The sequence below is a fragment of the Kushneria pakistanensis genome (assembly GCF_014652795.1).
Classification (GTDB): Bacteria; Pseudomonadota; Gammaproteobacteria; order Pseudomonadales; family Halomonadaceae; genus Kushneria; species Kushneria pakistanensis.
The window spans coordinates 1,188,325-1,206,173 of sequence record NZ_BMZM01000001.1 but is presented as its reverse complement, the minus strand read 5'-3'; the positions used below and the strand labels follow the sequence as shown (position 1 = coordinate 1,206,173).

The following is a 17,849-nucleotide window of genomic DNA, read 5'->3' as shown; positions in this document are numbered from 1 at the left end:
GCGACTCTGTGAGCCGTGTTTCGCGGCATCTGCCGCCTGATGCAATTATCGGTACTGCGTGTTCGTTTCTTTAGCTGCTTCAGGAAGATTTTTCGCTTCCCGGTGAAGTGGTTACCGCTGTGGGCCACTCATCCCTGCACGCCGCTGGTGCGGTTCACCGTGCTTGCAAGCCCATTAACGACGCGCCAGGGAAATTGCTTTAGCGGTAAATGCATTTTTTGGCAGAAAACAGCTCCTGTTCTGCCTATCTCTTCGCTATATGACTGATATTGAATGAATATTTAAGGCGAGAATTTGTGTAGCGTTTTGTGTGTCGAGCGCATTACTTAACCTCAAACAAGCCCTGGAAGTGTCTTCAGGCCTTATAAAGGACGCTACGGTTTCTGGAGAGCAGGTACGCAATGGATATGCATATTATGGTGCTGGGCGGCATCGGGCTTTTGATTCTGCTGGTGGCGTGGCTGCCGCTGGTGATCAAGCGATTGCCGCTGTCACTACCGATTGTCTGTATCGCGGTGGGTTATGGCATCGCACGGCTGATGGGGGATTCGGCGCCAAGCCCCTTGTTGCACCCGGATATCCTTGAAAGGGTCACCGAGATTGCGGTGATTATTTCGCTCGCTGGCGCGGGGCTGCGTCTGGATCGAAAAATAGGGCTCAGGCGATGGGCCAATACCTGGCGTTTGCTGGGTATTACCATGCCGCTGACGATTTTGATGGTGGTGCTGGTGGGAATCTTTTTACTGAGGTTGCCGCTTGAAACCGCACTGCTGCTGGGGGCGGTGATTGCGCCGACGGATCCGGTACTGGCGTCTGATGTACAGGTCGGCCCGCCACGCTCGGGGCCGGAAGATGAGGTGCGCTTTGCGCTGACCTCCGAGGCTGGCCTTAACGACGGGCTGGCCTTTCCCTTTACCTATCTCGCCATTGCGGTGGCCACTCATACCGCGCTGTTTGATACGTGGAACTGGCACTGGCTGGGCGTGGATGTGGTGTGGCGTATTGCACTTGGCGTGGCGGCCGGATGGGCGATAGGGCGCCTGTTAGGGATTGTCACGTTTCGCATGGGAAAGCTGTCATTGGCCGGCACCGGGCAGGGCTTTGCGGCGCTGGGGGGCACCTTTTTGACCTACGCCGCTGCCGAGACACTGCATGGTTATGGCTTTATCGCCGTTTTTGTCTGCGCACTGACGCTGCGCGGTGAAGAAGACAAGCATGATTACCATGTACAGCTTGCCGATTTCAGCGAGGAGATCGAAAAACTGCTGATGATGGCCATGCTGGTCTTTCTGGGGGCGGCGATTGCGGGGACGGCGCTTGAGGGGGTGAATGGTCTGATCGTAATAGCAGCAGTGGTGACGGTATTTCTGATTCGCCCGCTGACGGGCATGATCGGTTTGATGGGTACCGCCATGCCTTGGCATGAGCGTGGCGTGGTCAGTGTGTTCGGTATTCGCGGCATCGGCTCCTTCTACTATCTGGCCTATGCCCTGACGCACGCGGAATTTGGCGAGATTGAGACGGTCTGGACCGTGGTTAGTCTGATCGTGCTGATATCGGTCGTGTTTCATGGCGTCAGCGCCGGGCCGCTGATGGCGATACTGGATAAAAGGCGCCGGCAGAAGCAGTAGCGGTGCGGTCACTGTTACCAATCCTCAAAGAAAGCCGTACTTTTTGTAGCTCTTTTCCCATTCGTTTTTGTGTCGGTCTGTCAATAATGTGTTCACAAGACAGGCTGGGCGCATCGTGTGCCCCCTCATCAAACGGATTTCAGGATATGGGCATGTATACGGCTCAGGGCAGGATCGATCAGAGGCAACTGCTGGACGACTATATGCCACTGGTTCGACGTCAGGCACTTTCGATGCAGGTTCGTCTACCGGCCAGTGTGGAGCTGGATGACCTGATACAGGCGGGCATGCTGGGGCTTTTGGATGCCTTCAAGCGCTTTGATGCCGATCAGGGGGCGACGTTTTCGACCTATGCGTCCCAGCGTGTCCGTGGTGCCATGATTGACGAGCTGCGCTCGCGTGACTGGCTGCCGCGCAGCGTCAGGCGCAGTGCTCGTGATATCGACCGGGCAATCTGGAAACTTGAGCAGCGCGACGGGCGTGCACCGACCGAGCGTGAAGTCGCTTCCGAGCTGGGTATTGAGCTGCGCGAGTATCAGCAGGTGCTCAGCGATACCAACAACGGCTTTTTGATGACCTATGAGGATTCAAGCTCCGATGAAGCAGAAGCCTCACGTCTGTCCGAGGAGATCGAAACCTCGCTTGATCCGCATGATGTCTGGATTGCCGGGGCCGAGCGCCATGAACTGATGGCCGCCATCGAGGCGCTGCCAGAGCGGGAAAAACTGATGATGGCGCTTTATTATCAGGAAGAACTTAATCTCAAGGAGATTGGAGCGGTTATGGGTGTGAGCGAGTCACGCGTGTGTCAGCTTCATGGTCAGGCCGTGGCAAGGCTTCGTGCCGCACTGGTATCGATAGAGGACTAACTCTTTTTTTGAACTGTCAAGTCCCCCTATTTTTTCAGGCGCCTTTCGAGGCGCTTTTTTTGTTTCCGGATAAACTTTTCGGCAATAAATCGAAACGTGCATGAATAGTGGAAGAGGGATAACGTTGGGTATTCGTTAATATAATTTAATGGTGCGTTACGCCGCGTATATCTTCTCTCAAACAGGAGTACCTCAGGCGCATATCAACCATTACCTTCTGAAACATTTCATTGCCAGCAATGGGTTGCAGCTTTCAGAAGTACGTATGAACAAAGAATGGGTATGTCATTGTCATGTTATTTTTCTTTCACACTATTGTCATTCATATGGCTGCCAAGGCTTGAGGACTGGCGCGGCAACGTGCTGAGAAAGGCTGCATGAACGAGGCTCATCTGCGCATGAGTATTAGATATCTAATCTTATTCTTTAAAACAAGCATTATAATTTTAATTATAAAAAATATTTTTGACCATATTATCTCCTTCTTTTGGGTTTAGCGTTTAACCGGCCGGTTTATGTATCAAAGCGCGATTTTAATAATCTTTGACAGTTTCATACTTTACTTGATCAGCCCTTCCCTTATTCTGCGTACAACTTTCAGCGAGTCAGCACTGAAATATTGTCGTTATGCAGACAGCAGGTGGTGTGTTTTCCCTTGCGACCGTCATGTTTCGATACGCGTGCTGCTTCTGAAAACGGTTACCGACTGAAGGTCCTGACGCCGCGTTATGCCTGTGTTGTTGCATCAGACGCCGCTGCCTTCAGTCCTGAAGAATCTGGCGCACAGATGCGCCATGCCGTACACCAAGCGCTATTGCCGAGGGAATGGATATGATGATGGACAGCAGAGAATTTGACGTCGCCGCAACGGAAGTCATTCTTCATGAACATACCAACATTTTGATGCCCATGACGCTGGTCGCCCAGCAGGTCGGCCTGTCATGCTCGCATCTGCGTCGCAAGTTCAAACAGTCCTTCGGGGTTACACCGACCGACTATCACGCCGCGATCCGCTTGGACCGCGCCGCCATGCTGCTGATCTACACTCGTAAATCCATCATGGAAGTCGCGCTTGAGTGCGGTTATCAGGACCACGCCGCCTTCAGTCGTGTATTTCGTCGTCACTTTGGCAGCTCGCCACGCGGCTATCGTGAAAGCATGCGCATGGAGATTGCCACCAACGGGCTGGTACGCGATGACGCGACACCTGTTAACGTGATCGATCATGAGGAAGAGTACTTCCTGGTCATGCGCTCCTTTGGCGATGACAAGAACAGTGAAGAAAGCCTGCGTCAGATGCTGCTGTCCATGTGCCCGCAGCATGCCAAGGAATCCATCGTCGAGTCTGTCTGCTTTTATTATGACGATCCGAACATTACCCCGACGCATCGCATGCGCAAGGACGTTGGTTATCGCATGACACGCCGGGCGACATGGAATCCGCCGCTGCCGCTGCGCTGGGTAACGGTACCGGCAGGCCGCTCGATGAGTGCCACGCTGGGCAGCGAGAAGGATCGCGAGCAGTGCTTCAAGCACATGGCGATCCGCTGGGCGCAGGAGCACAACGAGCAGATCCGTGTGGATCACTCTCGCGTCATCTATCATGAAGGCATGCGCGATGCCGGCATGAAGAGTCTGGAACTGCGCGTACCGCTCGATTGATCGGTAACGACAGGACATCCCTGAACGCCCCGCATCGCGGGGCGTTTTTGTTACTATCCGTTATTCGATGCCGGGTAAATTCGGTCATGTCTGACCCGGACTATTATGGCTATTGGGCGCCGTTAATTTACATACATACAGGAATGCATCTAAACTGGCTGCATTCTTGGTTTGACCTTCAACGCACGCTCTAAAAGGGCGCCAGCCGATCACCTAATAACGACGGATATCATCCAGATGAATCAGAAGTTTGCCAGACGGATCCAGGGATGGAGTCTGATTGGAGTCTTCTCGCTGTTGCTTGTTGCCTGTGGCGGTAATGACGATGAGCAGAGTGAAGAGCAACAGGCACCTCCGCCCAAGCAGGCGCAGGTACAGACACTCAAACCGTTTGATCTGGAGATGGACAAGACCTATCCGGCCATGGTGCGCAGTGATCGCTCGGTCGATATCATCGCGCGTGTGGATGGCACGCTGGAAGAGCAGCACTATCGCGCCGGTGAGATCGTAAAGAAGGGCGATATCCTGTTCACGATCGAAAAGGATACCTACCAGGCCGCCGTTGCACAGTCCAGGGCTGATCTGCAGAGCGCCCGTGCCCGTGCCAACGAGTCACAGCGCGACTATGAACGTTACCAGCGCCTTTACCAGAATGGCTCGATCAGCCAGCAGCAGCGTGATCAGGCCCTCAGCCAGCGTGATACCTCAAGAGCTGCTGTCGCGCAGGCACAGGCTGCACTGGACAGCGCTCAGATCGATCTTGACTACACCGACGTCAAGGCGCCCGTGTCAGGTCAGGTCAGTCTCAATGAAGTCAATGTCGGCAACTATGTGACGCGTCAGAATCAGACCCGATTGACGACCGTCACGCCGATCAATCCGCTCGAAGTGCGTTTCTCACTGCCACAATCTGATGCCTTTGCGCTGCGTCGCCAGCGTCAGATGGAGGGCGCGCCCAATGTCAGTGTCGAACTCGACTTCCCCTATGGCGATGACAGCGCCACGACCGATACTTCGCTGATGGGTGATCTGGACTTTCTGGGGGCACGCGTTGATGAGTCCACCAGTACCGTTCAGGCCCGTGCGGTTTTTGAAAATCCACAGAGCCTTTTCCTGCCCGGCCAGTTTGTTCGTGTGCAGTTGAAAAACCTGATGCGTTTTCATGTGCTGGCAGTGCCTGAAGTGGCGGTCACGGAAGGTCTCAAGGGGCCACAGGTACTGCTGCTCAACGATGATGGTGAGGCCGAAAGCCGTTTCATCACCATGGGCGAACAGGCTCGCGGCTGGATTATCGTGACCGAGGGACTGAGTGAGGGTGATCGGGTGATTGTCAGCAATATCGGCGGCGTGTCTGCCGGTGACCGCATCGATGCCCAGCCCTTTGATGGCAATATCGATGACGAGCCCAAAAATCCTTCCGGCATGGATGGCAGCGGAGCGAGCAAGTCTCCCGGACAGGGCACCAGTGTCAGCGGCGAGACCGAGCAAACCAGTGCTGATGAACGCAGCAGTGATAACTAAGGGCGATTCGAGTCGATGAATATATCGAGCTTTTTCATCAATCGGCCGATCTTCGCCACCGTCGTTTCGATCATCATCACGCTGATCGGGTTCATGTCGGTAAGAGGGTTGTCGGTCGAGCAGTATCCTCAGGTAGTGCCGCCGACCGTGTCGGTCAGCGCCAGCTATCCCGGCGCCAGTGCTCAGGTATTGTCAGACACCGTGGCTTCGACGTTGACCGAAGAGATCAACGGTGTTCAGAACATGATCTATATCACGTCGACGAGCGCTGATAGTGGTCAGCTGAGCATGAGTGTCTATTTCAATATCGGCACTGATCCTGATCAGGCGACCATTGACGTCAACAACCGCGTGCAGCGTGCGCTGTCTCAGCTGCCAAGCGAGGTACAGAGCCAGGGTGTCACCGTTGAGCAGCAGTCAAGCAGCGTATTGCTGTTTACGGCGCTGTATTCGCCCAATAATGAGCATGACCGCCTTTATCTGAACAACTACGCCAACATCAATATTCTTGATGAGATCCGCCGTCTGCCGGGCGTGGGCAGTGCTGAAGTACTGGGTAACCAGGATTTCGCCATGCGTATCTGGCTCAACCCGGACAAGCTGGCGCAGTATGATCTGACGCCGTCAGAAGTCTCTTCTGCCATTCAGGCACAAAATACGGTGGTCTCGGCAGGCAAGCTCAACGGCGAGCCGCAACGCAAGCCCGGTGCCTTTACTTATACCGTTACCACTCAGGGACGTCTTGAGTCGGCCGAGCAGTTCCGCAATATCCTGTTGCGTACCAACGAAGACGGTTCTTCCCTCAAGCTGTCCGATGTGGCACGTGTCGAGCTTGGTTCTTCAAGCTATGGGGTCATCGGGCGCGTGAACGGCTCGCCCATTGCGCCGATTGCGATCTATCAGCAGCCGGGCGCCAACGCACTCGAGGTGGCTGAAGAGGTCAAGACCACGCTTGCCGACATGAAAAAGCGTTTTCCGTCCGGGCTTGATTACGTCATTCCCTATGACACGACGCTCTTCATTGATGCCTCCATCGAGGCAGTGTCGCACACCTTCATCGAGGCGCTGCTGCTGGTCGCCGTCATCGTGTTTGTGTTCCTGCAGAACTGGCGCTCGACACTGGTGGCGATGTCCGTAGTCCCCATCTCGGTGGTGGGTACCTTTGGCGGTATGTATCTGCTCGATTTCTCCATCAACCTGCTGTCGCTTTTCGGCATGATACTGGCCATCGGTATCGTGGTGGATGATGCGATCGTGGTCATCGAAAACATTGAGCGAATACTCGAGGAAGAGCCTGATACCACCCCAATGAATGCCGCCTTCAAGGCCATGAAGGAGGTGACCGGCCCGGTACTGGCAACGTCCTTTATCATGGCGGCCGTCTTCATTCCCGTCGCCTTTATCTCGGGTATGACCGGCCAGATGTATCGCCAGTTCGCCATCACCATTGCGATCTCGGTCGGCATCTCGGCGCTGGTGGCGTTGTCATTCACACCGGCCATGAGCGCCATTTTCATCAAGCGACACAATGAAAATGAAGAGCCGCGCTGGCTGAAGATTGTCAAAAAGCCCTTCGTCTGGTTCAACCGTGGCTTTGACAAGTTCACCAGTGTCTTCATGGCCTGTGTCGGCTTTCTGATTCGCCACTTCTTTATCACCATGGCCATGTTTGCCGGCTGTTGTGTGCTCTCCTGGTGGCTTTACTCACAGCTGCCGGAGGGCCTGATACCGGCCACGGACCAGGGCGTCGTACTGTCCTCGGTATCACTGCCGACCGGTTCGTCCGTTGGACGTACTGATGAGTACATGCAAAAGCTCTCAAGCGAGCTTGAGAAGATACCAGGCGTTGACTATGTGACCTCCATCCCGGGCTTTGACATTCTGTCGGGTGCGGCCAATACCGCCAGAGGCACCATGTTCATTTCGATGAAGCCCTGGTCGGATCGCGATATCACCGCCGATGAGCTGATTGGCACCATTATGCAAAAGGGGGCTGCCATCCCTGATGGGCAGGCCATGGCCTTCAATCTGCCGCCCATTATCGGCCTGTCGCCTACGGGGGGATTGACCGGTTATCTGCAATCCCTGAGCGGTGCGGATTCACAGCAGCTCTATCAGGCATCGCTGAAGCTCATGCAGGCGGCCAATCAGGATCCGGCCATTGCTCAGGCCTTCAGTACGCTGGATACCTCGGTGCCCACTTATCATATTGAAGTGGATCGGGATAAGGTGCAGAGCCTTGGCGTGAATATTGGTGATCTCAATACCACGCTCTCGAGCACCTTTGGCAGCTCGTTCGTGAACTTCTTCACGCGCCAAAGCCGTAACTTCCAGGTCTATCTGCAGTCCGAAGACGAGTTTCGACAGTCGCCGGATGACCTGAATCGGGTGTATGTGCGCGGTGGTGACGGTCAGCGTATTCCGCTTTCTACACTGGTCACCATGACCCGACAGCAGGCGCCTACCACGCTTGATCGCTACAACGTCTATCCGGCGGCGCAGTTCCAGATCAGCGCCGCGCCCGGCTATAGTAATGGCCAGGCCATCGAGGCCATCGAGCGCATCATTAATGATGAACTGGGCACCGAGTATTCGATGGGGTGGACCGGCGAGGCGTACCAGCAGCAAAACGCAGGTAATGCCGCCACCATTGCCATCATCTTCGGTATCGTGATGGTGTTTTTGATCCTTGCCGCCCAGTATGAAAGCTGGACATTGCCGCTGGCAGTTATCGCAGCCGTTCCCTTTGCCTTCCTTGGTTCGGTGCTGGCGGTCTGGTTGCGTGAGTTTGATACCAGTGTCTATCTGCAGGTTGGACTATTGGTAGTGGTGGGGCTTGCGGCGAAAAACGCGATCCTGATCGTGGAATTTGCCCAGCAGCAGCGCTCGCAGGAAGGCCTGTCGATCGTGGAGGCTGCCAAACACGCCGCGTTGCAGCGTTTCCGCCCGATCGTGATGACATCACTTGCCTTTATTGGCGGCACCTTGCCGCTGGCCCTGGCCAGTGGCGCCAGTGAGGCCAGCCGCCATCATATCGGCACGCCCGTGGTTGGCGGCATGATCACCATCACGATCCTTGCCAGCCTGTTTGTGCCGGCCACCTATGTCTACATCATGCAGGGTTCCGAGTGGGCCAGTCGCAAACTGGGCATTGGTCAGAAAAAGGAAGAAGCGCAGGGCAATACGGCCAACGCGTCTACCGGTCGTTCAACGCATGCTTCTGATGACGACAGCCGTGCCTGATTGGCACTGTTGTTGAGCAAAGGCCGCACCTCAGGGTGTGGCCTTTTTTTATGTTTATTCTGAGCCAATATCCTGTCTGTCCTGGACCAAAGTGATGGCCCATGCGGCTACAGTCTCGCAGTACCATCAGCCTGCTGAAATGGTTCAGGGCTGGTGGGCGGGATGAGCATGATGGTTTTGCCATCCATGCTCCAGGACGCTGCTCAAGGCAGCTTTTTTCAGGAGGCAGGCATGGCAACACTAACAACCCGAGTGCTGGATCAATACGACGGCATTCCAGTGGAAGGCATGGTGGTATCTCTTGAGGCGCATGGCGATGAAGAGCCCATCATGACCCTGCATACCAATGCCCATGGAGAGCTTGAGGAGGCGTTGCTGCAGGAGGGTAGCGGCGGGCATTACCGCCTTGTCTATCATGTACGCGACTATTTCCTGAGCCGGGGCGTGGATTGCCCGCTGCTTGATCAGGTGCCGGTTGAACTGACACTGGCACGAGGTGCCTGTGAGGTCATTGTGCTGCTGATAAGCCCCTGGGGATATAGCGTTCATCGTGACAGCGGACGCTGTCACGATGGCAATTCATCCATCAGGGACTAAATGGCCGGTTGCAATGCTATTGCGTATCGGCTGTCTGCGAGGCGGGCGTTTTGATCTCGTCTTCTTCCGTGGCCTGACGCTCGGGCAGAACCAGATGCATGATGATGGCCAGCAGTCCGCCCGTAGTGATGGAGGAAGATAGAACGCTCTGGACAAGATTGGGCAGCCCCGAAAGTACTTCCGGTACCAGCTCCACACCCAGCCCGCCTCCGAGAGAAAGCGCAATGATCATGATCCGTTTGCGGGTCATGCGCTGCTCGGCCAGCATTCGAATGCCCGACACCGCAATCAGGCCAAACATCAGGGTCGTGGCTGCCCCCAGAACCGGCTGCGGGATGGATTGCAGCACGGCGCCCATGGCCGGGATCAGCCCCAGAATGATCAGGATACCGCCGACGAAAAGGCCGATATGACGACTGGCGACTCCGGTCAGGTGGATAATGCCCGTATTCTGACTGAACGTGGTATTGGGGAAGGTATTAAGGATACCAGCGAGCAGAGAGTTAAAGCTGTCGCCCAGCACGCCGCCGCGAATGCGCTTTTGATACTCCGGCCCGCTTGTCGGCAGGTGAGAGGCCCTTGATGAGCCGGTCAGGTCACCGACAGTCTCGATGGCCGTGATGGCAAAGATGAAAGCCACGGGGATAAAGGCGGCCACATCAAAACCCAGGCCATAGCGCAGCGGCTGGGGGAGTTGAAAAAGCGGGGCATCCGCCACGCCACCGAGATCCAGACGACCCATCAACGCCGCTGCAATACAGCCTGCCAGGAGTCCTACAAAGACGGATCCTACGCGCAGCATCGGGTGACGGCTGAGCTGACAGGTCAGCACTACACCAATCACGATCACGGCCAGCAACAGGTTCATGGGGTCGCCGGGGTTTTCGGCGCCATGGCCGCCGGCGATGTCCGTGACGCCGACGCTGATCAGGCTGAGCCCGATCAGTGTCACGACCACACCTGTCACCGTCGGTGTAATCACGCGCTTGAGGTGATGCAGCACACTGCCCAGTGCCATCTCGATCAGGCTGCCGGCAATGCAGATGCCAAACAGCACCGCGAGCACCTCATGGTCACTGGCGCCGCGCTCTCGAGCAATCAGGCCCGCCGAAATCAGCGCGGCGACAAAGGAGAAGCTGGTCCCCTGAACGCAAAGGAGCCCGGAACCCAGCGGGCCGACACGCTGGGTCTGGATCAGCGTACTGATGCCGGACATCAGCAGCGCCAGACTGATCAGGTAGGGGGCCTCATTTTGTAGCCCTAGCGCCCCGGTCACGATAATGGTGGGCGCGATAATGGCCACGAAGCAGGCCAGCACATGTTGAAAGGCTACCAAAGAGGCAGTATGAAACGGCGGACGGTCGCCGTGTCGAAAGATCAGCTCGTTGTCATGCATGCAATAGGTTCCGCGGGGTCACTCATGGCGCGTCATGCGCCGGCAAGAGAAGGGCGGCGACTCATCCGGTCGCCGAAGGATCAATGGCTGGCGGCATCATACAGTTTTTTGCCCATGACGTAGGTCGCGCTGATGCAGCGCTCATCACCCAGGATCATCAGATTGAAAAGCTGTTCCATGAGCGTGGGGTCATTTCGATCCTTGCGCGCCAGCATGGGAGTGGCACGCGGGTTGATGACCGTGATGTCGGCTTCCATACCAGACGCCAGGCCGCCGACGTGGCGGTCGATATCAAGCACCCGGGCATTGCCCAGCGTATGGGCATAAAAGGCCTGCCAGGGCGTCAGCGGCTGCCCCGATAGCTGGCCGACCTTGTAGGCATCCTGCAGTGTCTGGAAGGGGCTGAAACTGGTGCCGGCGCCGATATCGCTGGCAATGCCCACTCTAACCTCCTGCTCCCGTGCACTGCGCCAGTCAAAAAGACCGCTGCCCAGAAACAGATTGGAGCTGGGGCAGAAGGCAATGGCACCACCGTCATCGGCCAGCCGCTGGCGGACATCATCATCAATATGAATGCCGTGGGCAAAAATGGCCCGCGGACGCACCAGCTGATAGCGCGAATAGACATCCAGATAGTCGCGCGCCTCAGGGAACAGCGAGGCCACCCAGTCCACTTCCTGTCGACTTTCAGAAAGATGCGTCTGCAGTACCATGCCCGGGTAATCGCTTAACAGCTGCCCCGTGGCAGTGAGCTGCTCCGGCGTTGAGGTCGGCGCAAAGCGTGGCGTAATGGCGTATTCGAGGCGGCCGCGCTCGTGCCATTGCTCGATCAGACGACGACTGTCACGAATGCCGGTTTCGGGCGTGTCACAAAGCGCCTCGGGGGCATGGCGATCCATCATCACCTTGCCGCCCAGCATGCGCATGTTGCGCGCAAGGGCAGCGCTGAACAACGCGTCAACGGAGGCCGGGTGCGTGGTGCAAAAGGCCAGTGCCGTGGTGACGCCGTTGGCAAGCAGCTGTTCCAGAAAGGCGTTGGCGATTTCATCGGCGTAGGCGCGGTCGCTGAAGCGGCACTCTTCCGGAAAGGTATAGGTATTGAGCCAGTCCAGCAGCTGGCGGCCGTAGGAGGCCGTGATATCAAGCTGACTGTAATGAAGATGCGGGTCGATAAATCCCGGCATGATCAACTGATCCGGCCAGTGATCGATGGGTGTGCCTGCCGGGAGCGTCTCCAGCAGTGCTTGCGCCGGGCCGCTGCGTAGAATGTGCCCATCCTGAATCAGGATCAGACCATCCTGATGGTACTCCACACTGCCTTCCCGGGGCTCATCGTCGGTGCCCGGGTCCTCATGGAAATGAAGGATCATGCCCCGAAGCGCGTGTAGTGTACTCATCGTGTATTGACTCCCCTTTGATATTGTCTATCCGCGTTGACAGTGCGTCAGCTCAAGCAGTGCAGAGCCAAAACGTCATATACAAGTGCGATCTGGTATCTGCTCGTTTTATCGCATACATGGCTCTGATCGATGATGATCAGGGCTATTGGAAAACGCGTTTTTATTAATATTTATGTAGCTTATGTTATCAACATTTTTTTCTAATGCGCCGATAGGAACTCAACTACCACATTAAATATGTTCGTCAGGGGAATCCTATCATGCTGGGTCTGAATCGTAGCGTCAGATATAAACTCGTCGGCAATGTCGTCATAACCGCACTGATCATGCTGATCATTGGTATGGCCGGCATTTTCGGCATCAGGTCAGCCGATCGTAATCTCGAGTATGTCTACAGCGGTAATGTTGTCCCCATGCAGATGCTGGCGAATTTAAGAGCAGGTCTTTATGCCTCACGTGTCGATTTCATGCGTGTACAGATCGATGAAAACGTTGACACTGCGCGTGAGCTGCTTTCTCGCTACGAAAATGACCATCGGGACCGGCTCAATCAGCTCTGGAAAACCTACTCTGATCAGTTTGTGGATACGCCTGAAGAGCAGGCGCTGGCAGCGAGTATCACGCCTGCGCTGGCGGCGTATTGGCAAAACTATGAGCGCTTTCTGAATAATATGGCCAATGGCAGTTTTCCTTCCCCCGGGGAAATGAGCCAGTTTCGCGATACCTTTCAGACGGCTGCCACTGGTATCGGCAGTACGCTCAGCTTTAACGTAACAGAGGCAGAAGGTGCTTATACGGCCAGCAATCAGAGTTCACATGTCTCGCTTGTTGCCATTCTGGTGGTCCTCGGCATCGCATTTCTGGTCATGGGCGTTATCGCCTGGCTTTTGATCCGCAATATCATGATCCCGCTCAAGCGCGCCAGTGACGTTTCCGAGTCCATCGCTCAGGGGGAGCTGAACAACCATATTGAAGCAAAGGGTCACGACGAATTTGCCTCTTTGCTGCACAGCCTTGGCGCGATGCAGAAACAGCTGTCTCATGTGGTCAACGATGTTCGCGTTAATGCTGAATCAGTAGGCTCTGCCTCCAGCCAGATTGCATCGGGCAACGATGATCTGTCGCGTCGTACCCAGGAACAGGCAGCCAGTCTTGAAGAAACCGCTGCGTCCATGGAAGAGATGACCTCGACCGTCAAGCAGAATGCCGACAACGCCGCGCAGGCCAATCAGCTGGCGCTCAATGTTCGCCAGCAGGCACGCGACGGCAGTCAGGTGGTCGAGCAGACGACTCAGGCCATGAACGAGATCAGTACCTCAAGTCAGAAGATTGCCGAGATCGTGGGGCTGATCGACTCGATTGCCTTCCAGACCAACCTGCTGGCGCTTAACGCTGCGGTGGAAGCCGCCCGGGCTGGTGAGCAGGGTCGTGGCTTTGCGGTGGTCGCCAGTGAAGTGCGTACGCTTTCAAGCCGCAGTGCCGAGGCGGCGCGTGAGATCAAGACGCTGGTAGACGATAGCGTCAGCAAGGTCGCCAACGGCGCCGAGCTGGTCAACCGTTCGGGTCAGACGCTTGGGGGCATTGTCGAAAGCATCAATAAAATGACCGATATCGTTGCCGAAATTGCCGCGGCCAGCCGCGAGCAGTCAACGGGGATCGATCAAGTCAACCAGGCGATTTCGCAGATGGACAGTGTCACCCAGCAGAATGCCGCGCTGGTGGAAGAAGCGGCAGCTGCCAGTCGTTCGATGGAGCACAGCGCGCGAGTACTGCGTGAGCAGGTGGCGTTTTTCAAGGTCGGTCAGGAAGGTTCGGCACGTACCCTTGTGGCAGCATCGACCACACGCTCTAAAAGCGAGCATGCCGATGTGGCCCAGAGTGCATTGAAAAGACCGGCAATAGCCGAGAAAAAAGCGATACCCGTACAAAAAAGTGAAACAGAGAATACTGACGAATGGGTGACGTTTTAAACGTTCATGACGTTGGTTGCTGACAAGAGCCGCCCGGAGGGGCGGCTTTATTTTTGTAGTAGGGGCCAGAGTACTTCAGAAGCTATCTACCCGGCCGTTATAAGCCACACGCGGCCCTTCAGGCCGCTCCATTACATTATCTCGGGAGTGGTCAGCATGTTCGGCCTGAATCGCAGTGTGAAGTACAAGCTTGTGGCCACCATGGTCGTCATGGGCATTTTCATGGTGGTGATTGGCACTGCCGGCGTGTTTGGCATGAAACGCAGCAACAGCAATCTTGAGGAAGTTTACAAGACCAACGTGCTACCGATGCAAAACGTTGCCAGCATCCGATCCAGCATTAATCTGTCTCGCATGGCCACCTTCAAGGCGCGCCTGGATGGTGAGCCTCAGGGCGCCGCTGCGCTGTTGAGTACCTATCAGCAGCAATACAAAAACGACGTTGACAGACTCTGGCAGGTGTATAGCACTACACAGGTAACGTCAGCTCAGGAAAGAGCCCTCGCTGATCAGGTGGGGCCGCTGCTGACGGCTTACTGGGCACTTTATGAACAGGTTGCCCGTGACATGAGTCAGGGACGATTTGAACTGTCGCCTGCCATGCAGCAGGGGCGTGATAATTTCAATGATCTCTCTCAGGCCCTGGGCACGCTTTTGAAGGTAAATGCCGAGCAGTCCGAGCGTTCCTATAGCGACGGTGTGGCAGGCGCGTCGAAGTCCATCGGCGTGATTGTTACTGTAATTATGGTAGCGCTTGCCCTCATGGCTGCCATTGCCTGGTTCCTGATTCGCGGCATCATGGCTCCGCTCAAACGTGCCAGCGAAGTATCTGAATCCATCGCTCAGGGTGAGCTGGATAACCATATCGAGGCAAAGGGACATGATGAATTCGCCACGTTGCTGCACAGCCTGAGTGCCATGCAGAAACAGCTGTCTCACGTGGTCAACGATGTTCGCGTTAACGCTGAATCGGTGGGCTCTGCCTCCAGTCAGATTGCCTCGGGCAATGATGACCTGTCACGTCGTACGCAGGAGCAGGCGGCAAGCCTTGAAGAGACCGCCGCTTCCATGGAAGAGATGACCTCGACCGTCAAACAGAACGCCGACAACGCCGCGCAGGCCAATCAGCTGGCCCTCAACGTGCGTCAACAGGCGCGTGATGGCAGCAAGGTAGTCGAGCAGACCACGCTGGCCATGAACGAGATCAGTACCTCGAGTCAGAAGATTGCCGAGATCGTGGGATTGATCGACTCGATCGCCTTCCAGACCAACCTGCTGGCGCTTAATGCCGCGGTAGAGGCAGCGCGCGCCGGTGAGCAGGGTCGTGGCTTTGCGGTGGTCGCCAGTGAAGTGCGTACGCTCTCAAGCCGCAGTGCCGAGGCGGCGCGTGAGATCAAGACGCTGGTAGACGATAGCGTCAGCAAGGTCGCCAACGGCGCCGAGCTGGTCAACCGTTCGGGTCAGACGCTGGGTGGTATCGTTGAAAGCATCAATAAAATGACCGATATCGTTGCCGAAATTGCCGCAGCCAGCCGCGAGCAGTCTACTGGCATTGATCAGGTCAACCAGGCGATTTCGCAGATGGACAGCGTGACCCAGCAGAACGCTGCGCTGGTGGAAGAGGCGGCCGCTGCCAGTCGCTCGATGGAACACAGCGCGCGAGTACTGCGTGAGCAGGTGGCGTTCTTCAAGGTCTCCAAAGGTGGCGCACGAGGACATGCGCCAGCACCTGTTGCCAGCCGTATGACGGAAAAATCGGTGAATCACACACCGTCAACATCCGCTGCTTCGACACGCTCGCCGGTACATAAGCCAAGCGTCGAGCTCAAGACGCCGGCAAAAAGCAAGAGTGTCAAGGCGCCAGCTGTGACCAGCGATGCCGATGAGTGGGAAACGTTCTAAGGGAAAACATCGCTGATACACAGTATGAAGTGAGTGACTCAAAAGGATCGCCGCGCAAGCGGCGATCCTTTTTTATGCGCCCATTTTTGTGTGTCCATGGCAGTCAGAAAGTGACAGGCATCGAGAATGCTCAGTCAGCCTGAATCAATGAAACGCTTTTACCAGAGAAAGGCCACGATGGCATAGCACAGCCCCGAAATGACCAGAGTGCTGACCAGGTTTAGAAAGAGCCCTTTCTTTATCATGTCGGTAATACGCAGCTGTCCGGAGGCAAAGACGATGGCATTGGGTGGCGTGGCGATCGGCATCATGAAGGCGCAGGCCGCCGAGATGGTGGCAGGCACCAGAATCAGCAATGGCGGCATGTCCAGTGACACGGCGGTGGCTGCCAGAAGGGGCAGGAAGGTGGCCGCGGTTGCCGTGTTGGAGGTGATTTCTGTCAGGAACTTGATGATCAGGACAATACAACCGATCAGCAAAAGCGTAGGCAGCACGCTCAGGAGCGTCAGCTGTTCGGCAATCCATTCTGCCAGACCTGTCTCCTGAACGATGCCGGCCATGGCAAGCCCGCCACCGAAGAGTATCAGGACATCCCAGGGCATCTTGCTGGCCGCTTCCCAGGTCATCAGCTTGCCTTTGGTTGTCCCTGAAGGTATCAGAAAAAGCAGGGTGCCGATCATGATGGCAATGGTGGTGTCGTCCAGCCATTCAAGCCCCAGAGTGTTGAGCTGAGGCCGCGTAATCCAGCCGATGGCCGCCAGCATGAAGATGATACCCACCCGCTTTTCGGCACTGCCAAGGGCGCCAAGTTTTTCCATTTCCTCCTTGAGCAGGTTCTGACCCTGTTCGGGATCTTCTTCGCCTGTCGAGATATCGCCGCGTGTCAGCCACCACCAGGTAATCAACATCATGACGATGGCCACCGGTAAACCGACGCTCATCCACTGAGCGAAGCCAATTTCCATGTCCGTCTGTGATGAGAGATAGCCTGCCAAAAGCGCATTGGGCGGTGTACCGATCAATGTGGCGACGCCGCCGATGCTTGCCGAGTAGGCGATGGCAAGTAACAGGGCGGTGCCATAACGGCGTGTTCCTTCGCTGTCCGCATCGCCATGAAGGCTCATGACGGATGTGGCAATGGGAAGCATCATGACGGCTGTAGCAGTATTGGAGACCCACATGCTCAGAAACCCGGTCGCGATCATGAATCCGGCGATCTGGCGGCGGGGGTTTTGGCCCATGACCAGCATAATCTTGAGGGCAATGCGCTTGTGGAGGTCCCAGCGCTGCATCGAAAGCCCGAGAAGAAAGCCGCCCAGAAAAAGAAAAATGACAGGATCGGCATAGGCCGGCACCGCATCATCAAGGGCGGCAATGCCTAGTGCTGGTGCCATGAATATGGGTAGCAGGGCCGTTATGGCCAGTGGCAAGGCTTGCGTGGCCCACCAGGTGCCCATCAGTAGTGCCAGCCCGGCACAGCGCCAGGCTTCCTGTGCCATGTCACCCGGAGGAGGCATCAATAGCGTTGCCAACACCCATAGTGGGCCTGTCCATAGCCCGATCCGGGCACTCATGGATGGCGGTTTTTCCTGGTCATCCTCGCGCATTGCAACCTCGGTGTTGATAGGGGGTTAGACAAGCGTAATGCTTAATTAGAA

Annotated in this window: 11 protein-coding genes; 8 read left to right on the top strand and 3 right to left on the bottom strand. The window is 56.1% G+C overall.

All coding sequences use genetic code 11. The annotated features are described in order from the left end of the window. The first annotated feature begins 401 nt into the window (after positions 1-401). The 6 genes from IE123_RS05475 (at position 402) to IE123_RS05450 (ending at position 9,523) form a co-directional block, all read left to right on the top strand. A complete protein-coding gene (locus tag IE123_RS05475) occupies positions 402-1,631 on the top strand; it encodes a cation:proton antiporter (RefSeq protein WP_189515778.1) in 1,230 nt (409 codons plus the stop codon). Between the two features lie 152 nt (positions 1,632-1,783). Beyond that, positions 1,784-2,500, top strand: coding sequence for an RNA polymerase sigma factor FliA (locus IE123_RS05470; protein ID WP_189515775.1), 717 nt, complete (start codon positions 1,784-1,786; stop codon positions 2,498-2,500). Between the two features lie 831 nt (positions 2,501-3,331). Then, a complete protein-coding gene (locus IE123_RS05465) occupies positions 3,332-4,162 on the top strand; it encodes an AraC family transcriptional regulator (protein ID WP_189515774.1) in 831 nt (276 codons plus the stop codon). A gap of 237 nt (positions 4,163-4,399) precedes the next feature. After that, on the top strand, positions 4,400-5,683 hold the full coding sequence (locus IE123_RS05460; RefSeq protein ID WP_189515772.1) for an efflux RND transporter periplasmic adaptor subunit: 1,284 nt from the start codon (positions 4,400-4,402) through the stop codon (positions 5,681-5,683). 15 nt (positions 5,684-5,698) lie between these two features. After that, positions 5,699-8,926 (top strand): efflux RND transporter permease subunit, encoded by a 3,228-nt coding sequence (locus IE123_RS05455; RefSeq protein WP_189515770.1) that lies wholly within the window; start codon positions 5,699-5,701, stop codon positions 8,924-8,926. Positions 8,927-9,157: 231 nt separating this feature from the next. Beyond that, positions 9,158-9,523, top strand: coding sequence for a hydroxyisourate hydrolase (locus IE123_RS05450; protein WP_189515768.1), 366 nt, complete (start codon positions 9,158-9,160; stop codon positions 9,521-9,523). 16 nt (positions 9,524-9,539) lie between these two features. Here IE123_RS05450 and IE123_RS05445 read toward each other — a convergent pair whose 3' ends face one another. Together IE123_RS05445 and guaD are read right to left on the bottom strand one after the other, a co-directional pair. Then, positions 9,540-10,919: a uracil-xanthine permease family protein gene (locus tag IE123_RS05445; protein ID WP_189515767.1), complete on the bottom strand. Its 1,380-nt coding sequence runs from the start codon at positions 10,917-10,919 to the stop codon at positions 9,540-9,542. An 80-nt stretch (positions 10,920-10,999) separates the two neighbouring features. Next, the gene (gene guaD / locus IE123_RS05440) at positions 11,000-12,316 is read right to left on the bottom strand and encodes a guanine deaminase (protein WP_189515765.1); all 1,317 of its coding nucleotides are present in this window, start codon (positions 12,314-12,316) and stop codon (positions 11,000-11,002) included. Positions 12,317-12,579: 263 nt separating this feature from the next. On the opposite strand from guaD, the gene IE123_RS05435 reads away from it, so the two are divergent. Together IE123_RS05435 and IE123_RS16275 are read left to right on the top strand one after the other, a co-directional pair. After that, the gene (locus tag IE123_RS05435) at positions 12,580-14,289 is read left to right on the top strand and encodes a methyl-accepting chemotaxis protein (protein WP_229819608.1); all 1,710 of its coding nucleotides are present in this window, start codon (positions 12,580-12,582) and stop codon (positions 14,287-14,289) included. A gap of 156 nt (positions 14,290-14,445) precedes the next feature. Continuing rightward, complete coding sequence (locus IE123_RS16275; protein ID WP_308430188.1) at positions 14,446-16,191, top strand: methyl-accepting chemotaxis protein; 1,746 nt, start codon at positions 14,446-14,448, stop codon at positions 16,189-16,191. A 158-nt stretch (positions 16,192-16,349) separates the two neighbouring features. Here IE123_RS16275 and IE123_RS05425 read toward each other — a convergent pair whose 3' ends face one another. Next, a complete protein-coding gene (locus tag IE123_RS05425) occupies positions 16,350-17,765 on the bottom strand; it encodes an SLC13 family permease (protein ID WP_229819607.1) in 1,416 nt (471 codons plus the stop codon). Positions 17,766-17,849: the final 84 nt, after the last annotated feature.